Below are 19,981 nucleotides of genomic sequence, written 5' to 3' on the forward strand. Positions count from 1 at the left end.
AGAAAATATCTCTCCGAATGCGATCCCCACCGATCCTATTTTCGGAAAACTTACGCTCAACGCCATTCCGCATGATCCCATCGCACTGTCGGCAGCCGCCGGCGCCGCGGCGGGTGTCGTTGCCCTGGTGCTTCTGGTGACCTTCCTGGGTCGCTGGAAGTGGCTGTGGAAGGAATGGTTCACCTCTGTCGATCACAAGAAGATCGGCATCATGTACATCCTGGTCGCACTGGTGATGTTGATTCGCGGTTTCGCGGACGCCATCATGATGCGCAGCCAGCTCGCTGTCGCCACCGGTGGCAACGAAGGCTACCTGCATCCCGAGCACTACGACCAGATCTTTACCGCGCACGGCGTGATCATGATCTTCTTCATGGCCATGCCTTTCATGACCGGCCTGATGAACATCATCGTGCCGCTGCAGATCGGTGCGCGCGACGTGGCCTTCCCGCTGTTGAACTCGCTCAGCTTCTGGCTGTTCGTGGTCGGCGTGGCGCTGGTCAACGTGTCCCTGGGTATCGGTGAATTCGCCACGACGGGCTGGCTGGCTTACCCGCCGCTGTCGGGGATCGAGATGAGTCCGGGGGTCGGGGTTGACTACTATATCTGGAGTCTACAGATATCAGGCCTGGGTACCTTGCTGACAGGGGTGAACTTCATCGTCACCATCCTGAAGATGCGCGCGCCCGGCATGGACATGATGAAGATGCCGGTGTTCACCTGGACCGTCCTGTGCTCCAGCATTCTGATCGTCGCTGCCTTCCCGGTTCTGACCGCCACCCTGGCCATGCTGTCCCTGGACCGCTACCTGGGCATGCACTTCTTCACGAATGACATGGGCGGCAACCCCATGATGTACGTGAACCTGATCTGGATCTGGGGTCACCCCGAGGTCTATATCCTGGTGCTGCCTGCCTTCGGTATCTTCTCCGAAGTGGTGTCCACGTTCTCCGGCAAGCGCCTGTTCGGCTACAAGTCGATGGTCTACGCCACGATGGCAATTGCCTTCCTGTCGTTCATCGTCTGGGTCCACCACTTCTTCACCATGGGTGCGGGGGCCAACGTCAACGCGTTCTTCGGCATCATGACGATGCTGATATCAATCCCGACAGGGGTGAAGATCTTCAACTGGGTCTTCACCATGTACGGCGGCCGTATCCGGTTCTCGGTGCCCATCATGTGGACGCTGGGCTTCCTGATCACCTTCGCCATCGGCGGTATGACCGGCGTGCTGATGTCCGTGCCCGCAGCCGACTTCGTGGTGCACAACAGTCTGTTCCTGATCGCCCACTTCCACAACACCATCATCGGTGGCGTGGTGTTCGGCTACATCGCAGGTTTCGCCTACTGGTTCCCGAAGGCAACCGGCTTCAAGCTCAACGAGTTCTGGGGCAAGGGCGCATTCTGGGGTTGGCTGATCGGCTTCTACGTGGCCTTCATGCCGCTGTACATCCTGGGCTTCATGGGCATGACGCGCCGCATGAACACGACCAACTACGAGCCGTGGGTGCCCTTCCTGTGGGTGGCATTCGCCGGTGCAGGTATCGTGCTGTTGGGTATCGCGTGCCAGTTCATCCAGGTCATCGTCAGTGTCTTCCAGCGCAAGAAGCTGGCCGACGTGAGTGGCGACCCTTGGGACGGCCGTACCCTGGAATGGGCGACTTCCTCGCCGCCGCCGTTCTACAACTTCGCCGTGCTGCCGTACGTCGATGATCTGGAACCCGTGGTCAAGGCCAAGGAAGAAGGTACCTTCCGTCAACGTCCTGCCAAGTACGAAGATATCCACATGCCGCGCAATACCGGCGTGGGCCTGATCATCAGCCTGTTCCTGCTGGCGATGGGTTTTGGCCTGGTGTGGCATATCTGGTGGATGGCCATCGTCGGCTTTGTCGGCGGCATCGTCACCTTCATCGTGCGTTCCTATGATGACGACATCGACTACTGGGTCCCTGCGGCCGAGGTCGAGCGCATCGAGAACGAGTACTATCAACGACTGAAACAGCAGGCGGCCTAAGTCATGTCTACTGATGTCCTGAAAAACAACGCGGCGCATGGCGGTCATGACGACCATGCGCACCACGACAGTGGCGAGAACACGGTACTCGGGTTCTGGATTTACCTGATGACCGACTTGATCATCTTCGGGTGCCTGTTCGCCGTTTACGCAGTGCTGGGCCGCAGCTTTGCTGATGGCCCCACCAGCAAGGAAATCTTCAGCGGCAACCTGAACCTGATCCTGCTGAATACGGCATTCCTGCTGGTCAGCAGCCTGAGCTCGGGCCTGGCCATGCTGGCCCGCCACAAAGGCGGCCCGAAGGCTGCAAACGCCGTGGTGTTCTGGCTGTTTGTCACCTTCCTGCTGGGCGCAGGCTTCGTGGCGATCGAACTCTATGAGTTCAATCACCTGATCTCGGAAGGCTACGGTCCGGACCGCAGCGCGTTCCTGTCGGCGTTCTTCACGCTGGTCGGCACGCACGGCCTGCACGTGAGCATCGGTCTGCTCTGGATCCTGGTTCTGATGCACCAGGTCAAGACCAAGGGTGTGACGGCGACGAACTACACCCGCCTGAGCTGCTTCAGCCTGTTCTGGCACTTCCTGGACATCGTCTGGGTCTGCGTCTTTACCTTTGTCTACCTGTTTGGAGTGCTCTGATGGCTCACGACAATCATGTCGATTCCTTCGGCGCCAGCCATGGCAATACCAAGTCGTATGTGCTCGGTTTCCTGCTGTCCGTCATCTTCACCGCCATTCCGTTCTGGCTGGTGATGGAGCGCGTGGCAGGCAATCACATCCTGGGTAACGGCGCACTGATCGCCGTTCTGGGTGTGTGCGCTATTCTGCAGGTGCTGGTTCAGGTGGTTTTCTTCCTGCACCTGAGCACTTCTTCCGGGCAGCTCTGGAACTCGATGGCCTTCATCTACACGGTCATCACGCTATTCATCGTCGTTGTTGGCTCCATCTGGATCATGATCCACGTGCATGACAACATGATGGTGTATTAAGCGGGCTGATTCGAAGTCGTGTAATGCTTAAGGACTACCTGCAGGTCACGAAGCCCGGGATCATCTACGGCAATCTGGTTTCTGTCGCTGGCGGTTTCCTGCTGGCCTCGCAGGGAAAGGTGGACTGGGCTTTGTTCCTGTCCACCTTGGTGGGCGTCGCACTGGTCATTGCATCAGGCTGCGTGTTCAACAATTACATAGACCAGGACATAGATGCCAGGATGACGCGCACGCGTAACCGGGCATTTGTGGTGGGGCGGATTTCCGGCCCCGCCGGCCTGGCTTATGGCACGGTTCTCGGCGTGGCCGGTCTGGCAGTGCTGTATTGCCTGACAAACATCCTGGCTTTCATCTTTGCCCTGGTGGGTTTCGTGGTGTACGTGGGCGTCTATAGCCTCTGTACCAAGCGGCGCTGGTCGTCGTCCACCATCTTCGGCAGTTTTTCCGGCGCTGCGCCGCCGGTCATTGGCTACCTGGCTGTCCGTGGCCAGCTGGATGCTGGCGCCTGGCTGCTGCTGCTCATCTTCTGCCTCTGGCAGGTACCGCACTCCTACGCCATCGGTATCTTCCGCCATGCGGATTACCGTATTGCCGGCGTGCCGGTGCTGCCCGTCAAGCTGGGCGTGGATGCCGCCAGACGGCACATTGTCGGTTTCGTCATCCTGTTCCTGCTGTCCGTGTTCACGCTGCCGCTGGCAGGCTACGTGGGCTGGATTTATACCGTGGCAGTGGGCGGCATGTCGTTCTACTGGCTGTGGGTCAGCCTGCAGGGCTGGCGTACCAAGGACATCAATGCCTGGGCGCGCCGTGTGTTCTGGATATCCATCATCATTGTCGTCGTGCTGTGCGTGGCGCTGGCGGTGGATTACCAGCCGCTGTAGGCCAAGATAGCGCCTGCCGTGTGCTACCGGAGGGTGATGGCGTGCTCATTCCTTCGATTTCCCCATGGCAGAATTGCGCCGGGTACGTCCGTACCCGCAGCAGGATACAAAAAACGCTGCGAACCTTGTGGTTCGCAGCGTTTTTTCATTCAACTCTTCAGGGAGCCGAGCGGACACCGGGAAATTCCTGGCGTCCAGCTGATTCGTCAGTTTATTCCCCGGCAAGTTCACCCAGGGCGGCGCTGGCCTCGGTACGCTGGAACTGGCCGCGCTCGGTCTTGAGATATGCCACGCTTTCACCGGGCGCCAGCATGACTTCGCGCACACCGGCGACGGCCTGCAGCCTGGCCTGCAAGGCCGGGATGTCTGTCTCAGCCAGCGGGCGGCTCAGGCGCAGCGTGGCGGCGGAAACGCGTGGCGGCTCCTTCATCCCCAGCATCAGCAGCCACCACAGCACACCCAGCCCCGCCGTCATGAGGAAGATGGCCTCCAGGCCATAACTTTGAGCCAGCCGGCCGCCCAGCATGGCGCCCAGCGAGGTGCCCAGGAACTGGCAGGTCGAATAGGCGCCCATGGCCGTGCCCTTGGTGCCTGCGGGTGCCAGCTTGCTCAGCAGCGAGGGCAGCATGGCCTCCAGCAGGTTGAAGCCGATGAAGAAGCTCCAGAGCAGCGCGATGACGCCGTAATGGCTGCGGAACTGCCCCATGGCGGCGGTGCTCAGCGTAGTCAGGGCGATGGCCAGCAAGAGGATGGCGCGCACCTTATTGCGCCGTTCGGCCAGCGTCATCAGCGGAATGAGCGCCAGGACGGACAGGGTGATGACCAGCAGGTAGATCCAGCCGTGACGGGCAGCGGGCGTGCCGCTTTGCTCCAGCAGGGTGGGTACGCCCATGAACACGGCCATCAGGGTGAAGTGCAGGACGAATACCGACAGGTTCAGGCGCAGCAGGTCGGGACGCGCCAGCGTGCTGCCCAGCATACCGAAATCCATGGAAACGTCGCGGTGGCGCACGGCCTGCGGCGCATCCGGGACGATGCGCCACAAGGCCAGCAGGCTCAGCAGGGCCAGCGCCGCCGTGAACCAGAATACGCCAGACAGGCCGTGGCTGGCGGCAATGATGGGGGATACCGTCATGGCCACGCCGAAGGAAAGTGCGACGGACAGGCCGACCAGGGCCATGGCGGGGGTACGTACGGATTCTCGGGTCAGGTCAGCCAGCAGCGCCAGGATCACCCCGGACACCGCGCCTGCGCCTTGTAGCGCGCGTCCAAGGATCAGGCCGGTCATGGTTTCCGCCTGCGCGGCGATCACACTGCCTGCCAGGAACAGGACCAGCCCGATGGCAATCATGAACTTGCGGCCGTAGCGGTCGGACAGCAGTCCGAAAGGAATTTGCAGTACCGCCTGGGTAATGCCGTAGATGCCCAGGGCGATGCCTATCAGTGCCGGCGTGGCGCCGGGCAGGTCGCCGGCGTAGAGGCTCAGGACGGGCAGGGCGAGGAAAAGCCCAAGCATGCGGATGGCGAACATACCTGAGAGGCCGGCAAGTGCGCGTTTTTCCGTGGCGAGCAAGGTGAACATGAAACCGTGTGGATAAGGCTGGGTGGGGACTGGCGCACATCGCCAGCGCGGCAGGCTGGCTGGTAACGGGCGACGTGCGTGGTCGGGGGAAACAGCGGGGAAAGGCGTGGCGCAAGCGGCTCAGGAGGACAGCCCGGGCGGGTAGGCCCGGGCAGTTGTAGTACCGAAGCAGCCGTTTTCCGTGTTGCTCAGGGTGCTACGTGGCAGTTCGGGGCGGCCTGGCCCAATTCACTGATCGGGTCGATTTCGGGCTGACGCGACAGACGATAGGTCAGGCGGCTGCCTTGTTCATGCAACTGCCGCAAAATCAGGGCATTGCCGTGGCTGAAACTGAAGCTGGCGATGGATTGGGTGCGGTCGGTGTTGTAGAGCGTGATGCGTTCACGGTTATCGCCGGAGACGCGCCAGCAGCCCTGGTCAGTGAAGCTGTCAGGCGGATTGGATGGCGGGTCGATGGTAATCGTGCGGCTGCGCCAGCGGCCATTGGGCGACAGGGTTAGCGTGACGCGCTGTGCGCGGCAGGATTCGTCGCCAGTAAAGCAAGGCACGGTACCGAGGTAGGTTTGCGTGTCGCGCAGCCAGGGCGAGCCTTCGTAGGCCGGTTCGGGCAGCACTGCCGGGCCGTCGCCGCTGGCGGCGCGTACATCGGGGGGGGCTTCGGTGTCAGGTACCTGCGCCTGGGCGACCACTTCCGCCTCGGCTGCATTGGCGTTCTTGCGCGCATTGTTGCGGTCTGGCAGCGAAATCTGCAGCTGGCTGGGCGCTCGCACGGCTTCGCGGCCCCGGAAATCCTGATACTGGTTGCGCGCATCGGTCGCGCTGTTTTCAGCCTGGGAGGAATAGGCGCCGTCGGGGCTGCTGGCGCATGCCGACAACAGCAAGGCAGCGCCAAGCAGGGTGGCAAGCGGCGTCAGGGCCCGGCGGGCGGGCCGAGTGGGCAGGGGCGAGGTTCGCATGGTAGGCAGTAGTGGAAAGCTCAAGGTCTGACTGCTGGCTCCTGCTTGCCGGAGGATAGCGCCTGGCGCGTGCCGCAAGGGCAAAACAGGAAGGTCTCAAGTGACAATTCTACGCATTCGGCAGCGGGGATGCACTGTTATCATCCCAAACCATGTGGGAAACCTGGAATCTACCTGTTTGGGCCGCATGGTTGCTGCCTTCGGCGGCGGGGCTGGCCATTGCGCCGCTGCTGATGCGGCTGGCCGTCTGGCTGCCATGGCGCATGCAGTGCGAATGGGCCTGGATGGCGCAGGACTGGCTGAGCGAGCAAGCCGCGCAGGACACCCGGGAAGAAAACATGCCCCAGGCCTGCCCAGGCGTGACGGACGATACGGAGGCGCGGCAGATGCTGCCGCTGGCTGCCGTGCCGCTGCCGTCACGCGCCGTCTGCAGGCTGCTGTGGCTTGCTGCCGTGGCGCTGGCGGGTCTTTGCGCCTGGCGTTTCGGCCTGACATGGGGCGGGTTGGCGGTACTGGCCTGCTGCTGGGGCCTGCTGCTGCTCGCCGTCATAGATGCCCGAGAGATGCTGCTGCCTGATAGCCTGACCCTGCCCTTGCTGTGGGCCGGGCTGCTGTTCAATCTGGCATCGGCTTGGGTGCCATTGCCGCAGGCGGTGCTGGGCGCCGTGGCAGGCTACCTGTGCCTGTGGCTGCTGTTTCACGGCTTTCGCCTGGCCACCGGCCGGGAAGGCATGGGCCATGGCGACTTCAAACTGCTGGCGGCCCTGGGCGCCTGGGTGGGGCTGGCGGCATTGCCGCAGCTCATCCTGATCGCTGCGGTATCCGGCCTGGCATATGGCCTGTGGCTGGTGACTGTGCGGCGCGCCGGCATGCGTACGGCGCAGCCCTTCGGCATTCACCTGGCCTGGGCGGGCGTGGCAGTCATGTTGTGGATGGGAGCACCATGAATCGCGATGATCAATCCGCCGGACAGAACGGCAACCAGGCGGGGGCCGCACGAGTATGGGCGCCGTCGCAGGCCGGGTCGGGCATCCTGACGCTGGGTCTGACCGGCGGTATCGGCTCGGGCAAAAGCCGGGTGGCATCCTGGCTGGCCCAATGGGGCGCCGGGGTGGTGGATACCGATGCGGTCGCGCATGAATTGACGGCGGCTGGCGGAGCGGCCATGCCCTTGCTGCGCTCGGTCTTCGGCGCGGCGGTGGAACGCCCCGATGGGGCAATGGACCGCGACTGGATGCGAGCGCGGGTGTTCGCGGACCCCGGCGTGCGGCGCGAACTCGAGGCCATCCTGCACCCCTTGATCCGGGCGGAAACACAACGACAGTTGGCGCTGGCCCAGGGGCCTTACCGGGTGGCGGTGGTGCCGTTGCTGGTGGAGTCGGGTGATTGGCGCGAGCGCGTGGACCGCATCTGCGTCGTGGATTGCGACCCGGATACCCAGGTCGCGCGAGTGCAGTCGCGCAGCGGGCTGACGGCCGAAACCATCAGGCGTATCATGGATGCGCAGGCTTCGCGGGCAGAGCGCCTGGCGGCAGCGCACGACGTCATCGTGAACGATGGTGCAACCTCCGAGGCCGAACTGCTGCAACGCGTGCGCCTGGCGCACGCGCAATGGGCCGCCGGAACGCCATTGGGCGGCCCGTCAGCCGGATAGTCCGGCCAGGCACATCTTCTGGTAGAAAATCCCGCTTTTTGGGACGAGTTTCCGAAGATAGCGCGCGTTGGCTTATGCTTAGGGCTGCAAGGGTTGAACCATGCCGGCGCCGCCGGCACGAACAACAGGGGTGTCGAGGCGAGTGACTTTATACGAATACCCATTCAATGAACGCATCCGCGCGTTTTTGCGGCTGGAGTCCCTGTTCGACCGTCTGTTCTATTTTGCCCAGCCAGGTGATTCACGGATGCACCAGCAGGCCATGGGCGCGCTGTTCGAACTGATCGAAGCGACCGAGCGCACCGACCTGAAGGGCGGCCTGTTGCAGGATATCGAACGCCAGCGCCAGGCGCTGATGAACCTGCGCGAACATCCCGATGTGGAACCCGAGGTGCTGGATGACACCCTGGCCGCGCTGGAGCGCGTGGCAGGGCAGTTGTTCCGCCAGCCTCGCGCCAGCCAGCTGCTGCGTGAAAACGAATGGCTGGCCAGCCTGCGCGGCCGCATGGCCGTGCTGGGGGGCACGACTCATGTCGATATGCCGTCCTATCATGCCTGGCAATCCAAGGATGAAGCGGCGCGTTGCGACGACCTGCAGCAGTGGATTGCGCCGTTTTCTGTTATGCGCGAAGCCCTGGACCTGCTTCTCGACCTGCTGCGCCGGGGGGGGGAAATCCAGCGCGAAGTGGCGCATGCGGGTGCCTACCGCCAGATGCTGCACGGCAAGGCTGGTCATCTCCTGCGCATCTGGGTGGACAGCAGCGATGGCACGTTCCCGGATATCAGTGCCAATAAACACATGATCTGGGTGCGCTTTTCCACACAGGAAGGGCGCCTGCGGCCGCAGCAGTTGCAGCGCGACGTGGATTTCGAACTGGCGCTGTGCCAGGGGGTATGAGCCAGTTTGCGCCGGACTAGGCGCCTGTATCAGTCCGGGACGGCAGCGTGGCGGTTGACGCGGCCGGGGCATCGGCGCCTTGCTGGTCTGCAGGCGCGCTGTCTTTCGTCGCTGCCGGGGTATCCGCCAGTGCCGCATCCGACCAGCCTCCACCCAGTGCGGCGATCAATTGCACACTGGCAGCCAGTTGCTCGCCCTGCAGCGCAAACAGCGTGTTGCGTGCATTCAATTCCGTGGTTTGAGCGGTCGTGACTTCCAGGTAGGTGACGATGCCCGCCTGGTAGCGGTTCATGACCAGCCTGAGGTTTTCCTCGGCCAGCGCCACGACTTTCTCTTGCCTTTCGATTTCCTGCGCACGGGTGCGCAGGGCGGCAAGGGCGTCTTCGGTTTCTCGCAGGGCCTCAAGCACCGTCTGGCGGTAGCGCGCCACCTGTTCATCGTAGGCTGCTTCGGCGTGTTCCAGCGTGGCCTGGCGGGCGCCGCCGTCGAAGATCGTCAGGGCCAGCGCCGGGCCCAGCGACCAGACGCGGCTGGGGGCCGTCAGCCAGTGATTCAGGCTGTTGTGCTGGAAGCCGCCCGAGGTATTCAAGGTGAGGTCGGGGAACCAGGCGCTGGCCGCCACGCCGATACGGGCATTGGCGGCGGCCATGTTGCGTTCGGCCATGGCGATATCCGGGCGACGTTCCAGAAGGCTGGCTGGCAGCGCCTGCGGCAGTGGCGGCAGGGCCGGCAGGGTTTGCTGTTCCGCCAGTTGCAATGCCGAAGGCGCAGCACCGGCCAGCACGGCGATGGCATGTTCGTTCTGGGCGCGTTGCCAGGCAATGTTGTAGCGCTGCGCGCGTACCTGTTCCAGCTGGGTTTCCGCCAGTACGACGTCGGCGCGGGCACTGATGCCGGCTTCATATTGGTTGCGGGTCAGTTCGGCAGCGCGGATATAGGCCTGCTCGGTGGCTGCCAGCAACTCGGCCTGGCGGTCCAGGGTGATCAGGCGGAAATAGGCCTGGGCAAGATTCGATTGCAGGCCCAGGCGCACGGCGGCGACATCGGCCGCGCTGGCTTGCGCGGCCGCCTGGGCGGCTTCCGTGTCGCGCTGGACACGGCCCCAGATGTCGGGCAGCCAGGAAATGTTCAGACCGGTGCTGTAGTTGTTGGTGCCCCCGGTCGAGCGCGTGTAACCGGCGTTGGCGCCTGCCGTCGGCATACCGGCAGCCCGGGCGCGGCCGATCAGTGCTTCGGCCTGGCGCAACCTGGCCTCTGCCTGCAGCAGGTTCTGGTTGTGCCCATCTATGCGTGTCAGCAGTTCCGTCAGGACCGGGTCCTGGTAGCGTTGCCACCAGGCTGTGTCGGTCAGTGCCTGCCCAGGCGTGGCCGTGCGCCAGCCGTCCATCTGGCGGAAGCTGGCCGGCATGTCTTCGAGCGCGGCCGGGCGCTGGTAGTCGGGGCCGCTGGCACAACCGGCCAAGACCAGCAGTGCCGTCAGCATGGGCGCCCAGGCCTTGCTGCGGCGGGCAGCAGGCAGGGCGGCGTGGGGCAGGGCATGGAAACCGTGGGCGCAGGAGCGTTGAGGCATAGGATGGCTAGGAAAGCGGGTGCAGGATAGGCGCACACATCATATCAGCGCCGTGGCACGCCTGCCGTGGCGTGCTCGTTACGGCGGCTGCGGCGGCGCTTGCAGCGGTCCATCAGCAGGTAGATGGCAGGCGTGGTGTAGAGCGTGACCAGTTGGCTGATGGCCAGGCCGCCCACGATGGCAATGCCCAGCGGCTGACGCATTTCCGCGCCGTCGCCGGAACCCAGCGCCAGTGGCAGTGCGCCCAGCAGGCCGGCCATATTGGTCATCAGGATGGGGCGCAGGCGCTGGCAGGCCGCCGTGTAGATGGCTGGGGCGGCGGCAACGCCACGGCGTTGCGCCACCAGCGCGAAATCCACCATCAGGATGGCATTTTTCATGACCATGCCTATCAGCAGGAACAGCCCCAGCAGGGCGATCAGCGTGAATTCGGTATGGGTGGCGCGCAGCGCCAGGAAAGCGCCCAGCCCGGCCGAGGGCAGGGTTGAAAGAATGGTGAGCGGGTGCAGTGCGCTTTCATAGAGAATGCCCAGCACCAGGTACACGGCGACCAGCACGCCCAGCAGCAGCATGGGTTGCGTGTCCATACTGCTCTGGAAGATGCCGGCATTGCCGCCGATGCGGGCATGCACGCCGTTGGGTAGCATGATTTCGCCCAGGGTACGGTCTATGGCGGCCATGGCGGCATCCAGCGAGACGCCTTCGGCAACCGAGAAACTGATGTTCTCGGCGGCGAAGGGCCCGTCGTGGGCTACACGGTCGCGTTCCATGCTGTAGCCGTAGGAGGAAAAGGCGCTAAGCGGCACGCGCTGGCCGTCACGGGCCAGGACATGCAGTTGTTCCAGGGTTTCCGGCCTGCCGGTGTAGCGCGGGTCCAGTTCCATGACAATGCGGTACTGGTTGAGCGGGCTGTAGAGCGTCGCCACCTGACGCTGGCTGAAGGCGTTGCTGAGCGTGGAGGTGATGGTACTCATGTCCACGCCTAGCTGGCGCGCCGCTTCCCGGTCGATTTCCAGGTTGATCTGCTGGGTGCGGTCGCTGTTGCTGGGCGATATGTCCACCAGTTCCGGCGTATCCATGAGGGCGGTGCGTACCTTGGGCGCCCAGGCGCGCAGCAGTTCCAGGTCGCCCGACAGCAAGGTCAGTTCGTAGTCGCCGGAGCTGCCCATGGAGCGGGGCAGGTTGATGTCCTGGTCGACTGCCAGGAACAGCATGCCGGAGGGAATGACAGGTTGTTGCGTGCGCAGCCGGTTGACGATGTCATTGGCCGTTTCCGTCCGTTCGCCCAAGGGCTTGAGCCGCACCAGCAGATGGCCGTTGCTGACGCCGGTGCCGCCGCCGCTGACGCCGATGACATCTGAAATGGCCGGGTCGTTGACCAGCAATTGGCGGTATTGCTCGATCTTGGGCTGCATGACATTGAATGAAGCGCCGTCGTCGCCACGGATGAAACCCTGCAACTGGCCGGTGTCCTGTTGCGGCAGGAAGCCCTTGGGCGCCGCAGCGAACAGGAACACGGTCAGTGCCATGGCACCGGCCAAGGCCAGCAGGGCGAGCGGCTGGCGCCGCAGGCTCCAGCGCAGGCTGGCGCCATAGCCGCGCCGTACGACGGCGAACATGCGTTCGTGCCAGGCAGCCTGGCGCGGGCGATTGCCGGGTGCAGGCTGCCCGGGCAACAGCCGTGCGCAAAGGCTGGGCGTCAGGCTCAGGGACAGGAATAGCGACACCAGCACGGCGGCGGCCAGCGTGATGGAAAACTCGCGAAAGAAGCGTTCTATCATGCCTCCCATCGCCAGAATTGCGACGAAGACCATGATCAGGGCCAGGTTCATGGCCAGCAGCGTGAAGCCCATTTCCCCGGCGCCACGAATGGCCGCCGGCAAGGGCGCCATGCCGCGTTCGATATGGCGCTGAATGTTTTCCATGACGACGATGGCGTCATCCACGACCAGCCCGGCGGCGACGATCAGCGCCATGACGGACAGGTTGTTGAGAGAGAACCCATACAGATAAATGATGGCCAGCGCACCGACCAGCGATATCGGTATGGCGAGGCTGGGGATCAGCGCCGCGCGCCAGCTGCCCAGGAAGCCCAGGATGACGACTACCACCAGGGCGGATGCGATGAGCAGCGTCAGGCCAGCCTCGCGCAGCGTGGCATGGATGCCGGGCGAGCGGTCGGCCACGACCGTCAGGGTGGCGTCGGCGGGAATCAGCGCCTGCAAGGCCGGCAACTGCGCACGGATGTCTGCGATGGTGGCGACGATATTTGCGCCCGGCTGGCGGCTGACCATCAGGATCACGGCCGGATTGTGATTGTGAAAGCCGCTGGTGTAGCGGTCTTCCACTGAGTCCGTGACGGTGGCGATATCCGCCAGGCGGACGGCTGCGCCATCCTGGTAGCGTATGACCAGGTCCTGGTATTCGGCGGCCTTCTTTTGCTGGTCGGCACTTTGCACCTGCCAGCGCAGCTTGTCGTTTTCGATGATGCCGCGTGGCTGCAGCGGGTTGGCATCGGCCAGCGCCTGGCGTACTTCGTCGAGCGAAATGCCGCTGTGCGCCAGGGCCTGGGGGTTCAGCTGCACGCGGATGGCGGGCAGGGCGGCGCCATCGACGGAGACTTCGCTGACGCCCTGGATCTGGGCAATCTTCTGCGCCAGCACAGTGGCGGCAACGTCATAGAGCTGCCCGGGCGACAGGTTGGGTGAACTGAGCGCCAGCACCAGGATGGGCGCCTGGGACGGGTTGATCTTGAAGTAGCTGGGCAGTTGCGGCATGCCTGCCGGCAGCTCGCCTTGCGCGGTATTGATGGCCGCCTGCACGTCGCGGGCGGCATCGTTGATGTTGCGCGACAGGTCGAACTGCAGCAGGATGTTGGCGCCGCCCTGTTCGCTGCGGGATGTCATGCTGCTGACGCCGGAAATGCTGCCGAAGGCGCGTTCCAGCGGTGCGGCGACCGTGGCAGCCATGCTTTCCGGGTCTGCACCTGGCAGCGAGGCGCGCACCATGATGGCCGGGAAATCCACGGCGGGCAGGGGCGCGACGGGCATCAGGCGGCCTGCCAGCAGGCCCAGCAGCAGAATGGCCAGCGCGATCAGGATGCTGGCAATGGGCCGTTGGACGAAGGGACGCGCCAGGTTCACGCCTGCCGGCCTCCGTCCGGCGGATTGCCCGGGGTGTCATCGGGGGCGATGGCGGGTGGCCGTTGCCGGCTGGCGGTCAGGCGGTCGAAAAAGAGATAGATAACCGGTGTGGTGAAGATGGTGAGCAGTTGGCTGACCATCAGCCCGCCCACCATCACGACGCCCAGGGGCTGGCGCAGCTCCGCGCCGGCGCCGCTGGCGAACATCAGCGGTACGGCACCGAACAGGGCGGCCAGCGTGGTCATCAGGATGGGGCGGAAACGTTGCAGTGCGGCGCTGCGTATGGCCTGCAACGGCGTCAGTCCGCCGCTGCGTTCGGCATCGAGCGCGAAATCAATCATCATGATGCCGTTCTTTTTCACCAGGCCGATCAACAGGATGATGCCGATGATCGCGATCAGGTCCAGTTCGCCGCCGGTCAGCAGCAAGGCCAGCAGCGCGCCTACCGCTGCCGATGGCAGGGTGGACAGGATGGTGATGGGGTGGATCGCGCTTTCGTAGAGGATGCCGAGCACGATGTACATCGTGACTACGGCCGCCAGGATCAGCCAGAGCGTATTGGCGAGCGATTCGGAGAAGGCTTCTGCGGCACCGGCAAAGCGCGCGTCCACGGATGCCGGCAGGCCGATTTCCCGCTGCGCCAGTTCGATGCCCGCGACGGCCGCGCCCAGCGATGCGCCGGGCGCCAGGTTGAATGACACCGTGGTGGCGGGAAACTGGCCCACGTGGGAAATCAGCACGGGGGCGCGGCGCTCGCTGATACGGGCGATGCTGGCCAGGGGCACGGGCGTGCCGTTGGCGCTGGCGACATACAGCCGGCCCAGGTCGGCGGGCGTCCGGGCGAAATCGGGCAGCACGCCCAGCACGATGCGGTACTGGTTGTTCTGGGTGAACAGGGTGCTGACCTGGCGTTGCGCATAGGCATCGTAAAGCGCAGCATCAATGGCGCTGATGGTGATGCCCAGGCGAGCGGCAGCGTCGCGGTCTATGTCGATGTATGCCTGCAGGCCGTCGTTCTGCAGATCGGCCGAGACATCGGCCAGTTGCGGCATGTCGCGCAATCGGTCGATCAGGCGAGGCGCCCATTCTTCCAGCTCATCCAGGCTGGGGGAAGTCAGCGTCATCTGGTACTGGGTACGGCTGATGCGGTCATCTATGGTCAGTTCCTGCACGGGCTGGAACCATACCTGTATGCCTTCCACTTCGTCGGCATATCGCGCCAGGCGCGCCAGGGTGTCCTGCAGGCTGCCCTCACGCTCGCCGTAGGGCTTGAGGTTGATCTGGATGCGGCCGCTGTTGAGCGTGTTGTTGGTCCCGTCGACACCGATGAAGGAAGACAGGCTGTCGACGTCCGGGTCCTGCAGCAGCGATTTCGCCAGGTCTTGCTGGCGCTGCGCCATGCTGGCGAAGGAAACCGTTTGCGGTGCTTCGGTGATTGCCAGGACGGCGCCGCTATCTTGTACCGGGAAGAAGCCTTTGGGGGTCCAGAGGTAGAGGGCCACCGTGGCGACCATGGTGCCCAGGGTGAACAGCAGCGTTGCCGTCTGGTGGCGCAGTACCCAGTCCAGGGCGGCGCCGTAACGCCGGATCAGGCCGGACAGCCAGTCGTTGCCTTCATCCGCGTGGGAACCGGTCGGTTCAGGCAGCATGCGAGCGCACATCATGGGCGTGAGCGTCAGCGACACCAGCAGGGAAATGAAGATTGCAATGGCCAGGGTAATGGCGAATTCATGGAACAGGCGGCCGACGACGCCCTGCATAAAGAGCAGCGGGATCAGCACGGCGATCAGCGAGACGGTCAGCGACACCAGCGTGAAGCCGATCTGGCTGGCACCCTTGAGTGCCGCCTGCATCGGCGAGGCCCCCTGTTCGCGATGGCGAGCGATGTTTTCCAGCATGACGATGGCATCATCAACCACGAAGCCCGTGGCGATGGTCAGCGCCATGAGCGTCAGGGTATTGATGGAGAAACCGGCCAGGTAGATGACGCCGAAGGTTCCGATGAGCGAGAGCGGCACGGCCAGGCTGGGAATCAGCGTGGCGGCGGCATTGCGCAGGAACAGCAGCGTCACCAGCACCACCAGGACGATGGCCAGTAGCAGTTCCTGCAGGACATGGCGTACGGCGGCACGGATATTCTGGGTGCGGTCGGTCAGGACGGTGACATCCACGCTGGCCGGCAGGCTGGCGGTGAGCTGCGGCAGTAGCGCCTGGATACGGTCAACGACTTCAATGACATTGGCGCCCGGCTGGCGCTGGATATTGAGCAGTACCGCAGGCAGTTCGCCTGACCAGGCCGCCAGGCGGCTGTCTTCCGGGCCCGAAACGATTTCCGCCACGTCGCCCAGCCGCAAGGGGGCGCCGTCCTGCCAGGTCAGGATCAGTGCGCGGTAGTCCTCTGGGCTGCGCATCTGGTCGTTGGCGCTCATCATCACCGTGCGCATGGGGCCGTCGAAGCGGCCCTTGGGCTGGTTGGCGTTGGCTGCGGCGATGGCGCTGCGCACGGCCTCCATGTCCAGGCCATAAGAGGCCAGCGCGGCGGGGTTGACCTGTACCCGTATGGCTGGCCGCTGGCCGCCGGCCAGGCTGACCATGCCGACGCCATTGATCTGCGACAGTTGCTGCGCCATGCGGGTATCGACCAGATCGTAGAGATCCGGCAGGGGCATGGTGGACGATGTGACGGCCAATGTCAGGATGGGGGTATCCGCCGGATTGACCTTGCGGTAGACGGGTGGAGCGGGCAGGTCGCGCGGCAGCAGGTTGCCGGCCGCGCTCAGGGCGGCCTGGACTTCCTGTTCGGCCACGCTCATGTCCAGGTCCAGCGAGAACTTGAGGGTGATGACCGAGGCGCCGCTGCCGCTGGCCGATGACATCTGCTGCAGGCCGGGAATCTGTCCCAGGCGGCGTTCCAGCGGCGCAGTGATGGCGCTGGTGGTGATGTCGGGGCCGGCGCCGGGATAATAGGTGAAGACCTGGATGATAGGGTAGTCCACCAGCGGCAGGGCGGCTACGGGCAGCAGGCGCCAGGCCATCAGGCCCGAGAGCAGCATGGCGATCATCAACAGCGTGGTCGCGACGGGCCGCTGGATGAATGGCGATGACAGGTTCATGGGCCTTACCGGCGCGGGCCTGGTCGCTGGGTTCCTGCGGGCGGCGTGGCCGGTGTGCCGACCGTGCCGCCGGTGTCGTCCACCACGCGCACTTCACGGCCTTCGCGCAGGCGGTCCAGCCCTTCGAGCACGACCTGGTCGCCAGCCGCCAGCCCGTCCAGCACGGCGATGCGGCCTTCGTCGGCAATGCCCAGCTTCACCTGCCGGATGAAGGCCTTGTGCTCGGCATCGACCAGGTAGACATACGGGCCGCGTGCGCCATATTGCACAGCGTCTGCGGGGATGGTGAGCGCATCGGGCAGGGTGGCCAGGCGCAGGCGTACGTTGACGAACTGGTTGGGAAACAGGGTTTCGTCGGTGTTCGGGAAATCAGCGCGCAGCTTGAGGGTGCCCGTGGCGGTATCTATGCGGTTGTCCAGCGTGCCCAGTGTGCCTCGGGCCAGCAGGGTCTGGTCGTTGCGGTCCCAGGCTTCCACTGCCAGCGTCGTGCCGCCGCGCATGGCTTCCAGCAGCGCCGGCAGGCGGTTTTCCGGGATGGAGAAGAGTACGGAAATCGGCTTGACCTGGGTGATGACGGCCAGGCCGGTACTGTCGCCGGCGCGGATCATGTTCCCGGCATCCACCTGGCGCAGGCCGATACGGCCGGAAATGGGGGCCGTAATGGTGGTGTAGGACAGCTGCAGCCTGGCGTTGTCCACGCGCGCCTGGTCGATACGGATCGTGCCCTTGTATTGTTGCGCCAGGGCCTGCTGGCTATCGAGCTCCTGGCGGGCGATGGAGTCCTGCTTGAAGAGCGTCTGGTAGCGCTGCAGCTTCAACTCGGCGTTGCGCAGCTGCGCCGTGTTCTGTTGCAACTGGCCTTCGGCCTCGGAGAGGGCGATGCGGTAGGGCTCGGGGTCTATGCGTGCCAGCAGCTCGCCCTGTTCGACGTGCTGGCCTTCACGGAAGGCGACGTCTATCAGTTCACCATCGACGCGGCTGCGTACCGTGACGGTATTGAGCGGCGTGACGGTGCCGATGGCGCGTATCCATTCGCTCAGGGCTTCCTGGCGTGTTGGGGCCAGCCGCACCGGTGCCGGCAGGTTCCAGGTGGAAAAAGCCGTGGACGGCGGGGCGGGCGGTGCAATGACGTAGCGCCAGAGCAAGGCGCCTGCCACGCCCAGGATGAGGATAAGCAGCAGGAACCGGAGCGGGCGGTTGCGGGTCGGGCGCGGCAGGCTCATGGCTGGGCTGCGTAATCGGTGTGAGGTTCAGGAAGGAATGATGGCGCTGATGCCGGCGATGCCATGGGCGCCGTGATGGTGCGCCGTTTCCAGGGTGTCGGGGGATTGGCCGCCTATGGCATAGACCGGCAGGCCGGCATCGGCCAGCTGGCGCGTGAAGCCTTCCCATTCGAGCACCGGGCTGTCGGGGTGGCTGGCGGTGGGCAGGACAGGGCCCAGCACGGCAAAGTCGGCCTGCAGACGGCGCGCATGCGCCAGGCCCACGCTGTCGTGGGCGGAAACGCCCAGCAGGTTGTAGGGGCGCAAGGCCGGGCGGGTGACCGTGGCGCGAGCATCGGCGGCGCGCAGGTGCACGCCGTCGGCTTGTTGCCACCATTCCTGTGGATGCACGCTGTTGACCAGGACACGCGCCCCGGCAGCGTGGCAGCGTTCGCGCACGGCCTGCAGCGCGGCCAGCGCGCTGGCGTCGGCCGGGCCGCCGTTGGCCCAGCCGGGTTCACGGAATTGCACCAGTTGCAGGCCGCGCGCCAGCGCGCGCTCCAGGCGCTGGAGATAGCCTGCCAGGTTGTCCGTGCCACCGATGGCGGTGACGCCATAGGTATCGGGCAATTGCAGCCAGCGCAGCGGCGGATAGGCGGCGGGCAGCAACTGCGGCAGTTCGAGCGCATCGCGCGGCGTGAACCATCCCAGCGTCTGGCGCTCCTCGGGGCGCGGTTCGCCCTCCCAGTGCTCGACGCGGCAGAACGAGAGCCGCACCGTGGCATGGGGATACTCGTGTATGTAGGTGACCCACGGATAGGAGCGGGTTACCTTGATGCCCAGTTCTTCCTGGAGCTCCCGGGCCAGCGCCTGCAAGACGGTTTCACCGGCTTCTATTTTGCCGCCGGGCAATTCCCACCAGCCGGCCCAGCTTTTGTCTGCGGGGCGCTGGTCCAGGAGTACGCATCCGTCCTGGCGTACCAGGACACCGACTGCAACATCAAGAATTCTTCCAGGCATGGGTATTCGGGACTTTCTGTTTCGGGGGTTGCTAGGTTGAGTCGCGGGCGGCAAGCCGCCCGCGAGGCCAGGGCCATCAGGCTTGGCGTGCCGCCCAGTCACGGGCGAACTGCCGGGCTACACGGCCCGAACGCGAACCGCGCTCCAGGGCCCATTGCAGGGCCTCGGTGCGCCAGGGCTGGCTGCCGTCGTCCTCTGCACCGCCGAGTTCCTTGACCCAGTGGGCGACGATATCGAGGTAATCGTTCTGGCGGAACGGATGGAAGGACAGCCAGAGACCGAAGCGCTCTGACAAGGATACCTTTTCTTCGACGGCTTCGCCCGGATGGATCTCGCCGTCGTCGTGCGTCGTGGTCTGCAGATTTTCGCTATGGTACTCCGGCATCAGGTGACGACGGTTGGATGTTGCGTAAATCAGCAGCTTGTCGTCGGCGGCGGCAATGGAACCGTCCAGGACGGATTTGAGCGCCTTGTAGCCCGCTTCGCCGGATTCGAAAGACAGGTCATCGCTGAAAACGATGAAGCGTTCCGGCCGGGCCACGATCAGGTCGATGATCTCGGGCAGGTCGCCCAGGTCTTCCTTGTCGACTTCGATCAGGCGCAGGCCCTGGCTGGCGTAGGTCAGCAGCATGGCGCGCACCAGCGAGCTCTTGCCGGTGCCACGCGCACCGGTCATCAGGACGTTGTTGGCGGGCTTGCCGGAGACGAAGTGGCGGGTATTGCGGTCCAGGATGGCCTTCTGGCGTTCGACGTGACGCAGGTCATCCAGGGCGATGGCGCTGACGCGCGGGACGGCTTCCAGCCAGCCGCTCGCGCCGCGCTTGCGCCAGCGGTAGGCCTGGGCAGACCAGTCTGTCGGGGGCGGGGCGGGCGGCAGCCAGGCTTCCAGCCGCGCCAGCACCCGCGAGGCCTGGGCCATCAGCTGGGCCAGATCTTCGGGTTTGGTTGAATTCATGAAA

General features: G+C 64.6%; 15 protein-coding genes. 7 read left to right on the top strand and 8 right to left on the bottom strand.

All coding sequences use genetic code 11. The features are described 5' to 3' along the window. Positions 1-37: 37 nt before the first annotated feature. From cyoB to cyoE, 4 genes are read left to right on the top strand one after another with little or no spacing between them, the layout of a single operon-like run. Positions 38-2,014, top strand: a complete 1,977-nt coding sequence (gene cyoB / locus ACEW7X_RS00610; RefSeq protein ID WP_068372999.1) for a cytochrome o ubiquinol oxidase subunit I — start codon at positions 38-40, stop codon at positions 2,012-2,014. A 3-nt stretch (positions 2,015-2,017) separates the two neighbouring features. Continuing rightward, positions 2,018-2,653 (top strand): cytochrome o ubiquinol oxidase subunit III, encoded by a 636-nt coding sequence (gene cyoC, locus ACEW7X_RS00615; protein ID WP_068372835.1) that lies wholly within the window; start codon positions 2,018-2,020, stop codon positions 2,651-2,653. Beyond that, complete coding sequence (gene cyoD, locus ACEW7X_RS00620) at positions 2,653-3,003, top strand: cytochrome o ubiquinol oxidase subunit IV (RefSeq protein ID WP_068372834.1); 351 nt, start codon at positions 2,653-2,655, stop codon at positions 3,001-3,003. The genes cyoC and cyoD overlap by 1 nt, the downstream gene beginning before the upstream one ends. A 23-nt stretch (positions 3,004-3,026) precedes the next feature. Then, entirely contained in the window at positions 3,027-3,884 is an 858-nt protein-coding gene (gene cyoE, locus ACEW7X_RS00625) for a heme o synthase (protein ID WP_068372831.1), read from the top strand. 211 nt (positions 3,885-4,095) lie between these two features. On the opposite strand, the gene ACEW7X_RS00630 is transcribed toward cyoE, so the two are convergent. Beyond that, positions 4,096-5,466, bottom strand: a complete 1,371-nt coding sequence (locus ACEW7X_RS00630) for an MFS transporter (protein WP_134837928.1) — start codon at positions 5,464-5,466, stop codon at positions 4,096-4,098. A 188-nt stretch (positions 5,467-5,654) separates the two neighbouring features. After that, positions 5,655-6,446: a copper resistance protein NlpE N-terminal domain-containing protein gene (locus tag ACEW7X_RS00635; RefSeq protein ID WP_193755199.1), complete on the bottom strand. Its 792-nt coding sequence runs from the start codon at positions 6,444-6,446 to the stop codon at positions 5,655-5,657. Positions 6,447-6,574: 128 nt separating this feature from the next. Here ACEW7X_RS00635 and ACEW7X_RS00640 point away from each other — a divergent pair, with 128 nt between their 5' ends. The 3 genes from ACEW7X_RS00640 to zapD all read left to right on the top strand — a co-directional run bounded on the left by ACEW7X_RS00640 (position 6,575) and on the right by zapD (position 8,974). Continuing rightward, positions 6,575-7,369, top strand: coding sequence for a prepilin peptidase (locus tag ACEW7X_RS00640; protein WP_420177490.1), 795 nt, complete (start codon positions 6,575-6,577; stop codon positions 7,367-7,369). Between the two features lie 83 nt (positions 7,370-7,452). Next, a complete protein-coding gene (coaE, locus tag ACEW7X_RS00645) occupies positions 7,453-8,076 on the top strand; it encodes a dephospho-CoA kinase (protein ID WP_130486734.1) in 624 nt (207 codons plus the stop codon). A gap of 142 nt (positions 8,077-8,218) precedes the next feature. Beyond that, complete coding sequence (gene zapD / locus ACEW7X_RS00650) at positions 8,219-8,974, top strand: cell division protein ZapD (protein ID WP_165389917.1); 756 nt, start codon at positions 8,219-8,221, stop codon at positions 8,972-8,974. A gap of 16 nt (positions 8,975-8,990) precedes the next feature. Here the strand turns inward: zapD and ACEW7X_RS00655 are convergent, their stop codons facing one another. From ACEW7X_RS00655 to ACEW7X_RS00680, 6 genes are all read right to left on the bottom strand, one after another. Further along, positions 8,991-10,544, bottom strand: coding sequence for an efflux transporter outer membrane subunit (locus ACEW7X_RS00655; RefSeq protein ID WP_068372808.1), 1,554 nt, complete (start codon positions 10,542-10,544; stop codon positions 8,991-8,993). Between the two features lie 44 nt (positions 10,545-10,588). Further along, positions 10,589-13,687 carry an efflux RND transporter permease subunit gene (locus ACEW7X_RS00660; protein WP_420177491.1) on the bottom strand — a complete coding sequence of 1,033 codons (3,099 nt, stop codon included), beginning with the start codon at positions 13,685-13,687 and terminating at the stop codon, positions 10,589-10,591. After that, positions 13,684-16,800, bottom strand: a complete 3,117-nt coding sequence (locus ACEW7X_RS00665) for a multidrug efflux RND transporter permease subunit (protein WP_420177492.1) — start codon at positions 16,798-16,800, stop codon at positions 13,684-13,686. The genes ACEW7X_RS00660 and ACEW7X_RS00665 overlap by 4 nt, the downstream gene beginning before the upstream one ends. Positions 16,801-16,805: 5 nt before the next feature. Next, on the bottom strand, positions 16,806-18,023 hold the full coding sequence (locus tag ACEW7X_RS00670) for an MdtA/MuxA family multidrug efflux RND transporter periplasmic adaptor subunit (protein ID WP_127772936.1): 1,218 nt from the start codon (positions 18,021-18,023) through the stop codon (positions 16,806-16,808). Between the two features lie 27 nt (positions 18,024-18,050). Beyond that, the gene (locus tag ACEW7X_RS00675; protein WP_068372804.1) at positions 18,051-19,022 is read right to left on the bottom strand and encodes a Nudix family hydrolase; all 972 of its coding nucleotides are present in this window, start codon (positions 19,020-19,022) and stop codon (positions 18,051-18,053) included. Between the two features lie 76 nt (positions 19,023-19,098). Continuing rightward, positions 19,099-19,977: an ATP-binding protein gene (locus ACEW7X_RS00680; RefSeq protein WP_068372801.1), complete on the bottom strand. Its 879-nt coding sequence runs from the start codon at positions 19,975-19,977 to the stop codon at positions 19,099-19,101. Positions 19,978-19,981: the final 4 nt, after the last annotated feature.

The sequence above is a fragment of the Kerstersia gyiorum genome (assembly GCF_048595715.1).
Lineage (GTDB): Bacteria > Pseudomonadota > Gammaproteobacteria > Burkholderiales > Burkholderiaceae_B > Kerstersia > Kerstersia gyiorum.